Source organism: Mesorhizobium sp. P3_A9 (assembly GCF_056402975.1).
The window spans coordinates 1-1,600 of sequence record NZ_JBFUGJ010000649.1; the positions used below are offsets into that span (position 1 = coordinate 1).

The following is a 1,600-nucleotide window of genomic DNA, read 5'->3' on the forward strand; positions in this document are numbered from 1 at the left end:
CTATTGTACCGCTTCGAAACGCCCGGCGCTGATGGTCAATGTGCCGATCTGCGTTCCAACCGTGGCGTGGATCGGCGCATATACTCCGGTTTGGCCGAGCGGCGCAAACGTCACCATCATGCGGCTTTTGTTCTTGAGATAGTTGAGCGCCTTGCGACCCTTGCGATAGCCCGCAACCGGCTCGAAACCCATCCGGCAGGTGATGGTATCGCCCTTGTAGCCCGGCACCGAGATCGTGCCTTTCGAATTGTAGGTCAGCGTCAGGTCGGCGCGCATCTCGCCGTCATAGAATTTCACCGTGCGGCCGCAGACCTGGTCGAGGCTGTCGGCATGGATGACGGTGGCGGCCATCGGATCGAGCACCGCAGCCAGGTCGCCGGCGCCGATCGGCACCCAGGCCTTGGGGTCGCGCTTGCCCGGTGCCGGGACAACCTGCGTCGAGGTCACCGCGCCATTGGTGAAGCGGATATCGACCACCGACGCCTTCTTGCCGGAGGTGTAATCGGCACGAAATGCCTGCGGCACCAGCTTTTTGCCGGAAATCGTGCCCTTGGACGAGATCGTGCCCCGCGTGTCGTCGAACAGTTTGGCCAGTCCCGCAGCGGTCACGCTGCCGTCGATCGCGTAGGCGCCGTTCTCATAGTGGCTGGAGAAGGTCGATCTCGCTAGCGAGAGGCCAAGGAAGGAAACCGTGTACTCGCCCTTGAAGGACTGCGGCGAGGCCGCCGATGCGGCGGAGGGCAAAGCGATGGCAAGCGCGGCGCTGAGCGCGTGAGACAAACGAGGCATGGCGGGATCGGATCCTTGATTTTCGGCCGGAGGCGGGCGACTCCGGTCTGGCATGTCCCTATGAGACCGCTTATAGGATGAAATCCGGCCTTAATATGAAATGCCGGGCGCTTCCGTGGGGAAGCCGGAGCTTGACGCCCCGGTGAAATGCAACTATGGAACGCCAACTTTTCCATAAGGCCGCCTGACCAGAACCGCGCGCCACCCGGCGTGGGCACAAAGGTTTGGCAGGTCAAGAGAGAACTGAAGGTTAGAATTATGTCCCGCACCTGCGAACTCACTGCCAAGGCAGTCCAGACCGGCAACAATGTGAGCCACGCCAACAACAAGACCAAGCGTCGCTTCCTGCCGAACCTCGTCAATGTGACGCTGATTTCGGAAGCGCTGAACCAGAATGTGCGCCTGCGCATCTCGGCCAACGCGCTGCGTTCGGTCGAACATCGCGGTGGCCTCGACGCTTTCCTGGCGAAGGCCGACATCAAGGAACTGTCGCAGCGCGCGCGCCTGCTGAAGAAGCAGATCGCCAAGAAGCTGGCCGAACAGGTCGCTGCGTAACATCAGATAAAGGCGGGGGACGACCGCCCAGACCAACCTCTTGTTGGTCTCTGGCCAACGTTTTGTTGGCCTTGGGGCATCGGATAGATCCGCAAGGCTCGACATCCGGTGCTCACCTACGAAGCGAGCACTGCCCGATCGGTATGATGCTCCGCTGGTTCCATTACCCAGGATAAAAAAATGACTTTCTTCTCGCGATATTTGCCCTTCGTGGCCGCCATGGCGCTTGTCGTCGTGGCTTCGAACATCCTCGTGC

General features: G+C 60.8%; 2 protein-coding genes and 1 pseudogene. 2 read left to right on the plus strand and 1 reads right to left on the minus strand.

Features of this window, described 5'->3' with window-relative positions; genetic code table 11:
* On the minus strand, positions 1–789 hold the full coding sequence (locus AC1DX0_RS35650) for a DUF3108 domain-containing protein (protein WP_477223324.1): 789 nt from the start codon (positions 787–789) through the stop codon (positions 1–3).
* A 258-nt stretch (positions 790–1,047) separates the two neighbouring features.
* On the opposite strand from AC1DX0_RS35650, the gene rpmB reads away from it, so the two are divergent.
* Together rpmB and AC1DX0_RS35660 are read left to right on the plus strand one after the other, a co-directional pair.
* A complete protein-coding gene (gene rpmB, locus AC1DX0_RS35655; RefSeq protein WP_023763853.1) occupies positions 1,048–1,344 on the plus strand; it encodes a 50S ribosomal protein L28 in 297 nt (98 codons plus the stop codon).
* A gap of 180 nt (positions 1,345–1,524) precedes the next feature.
* Positions 1,525–1,600, plus strand: a pseudogene (locus AC1DX0_RS35660) (VUT family protein); the annotation flags it as partial.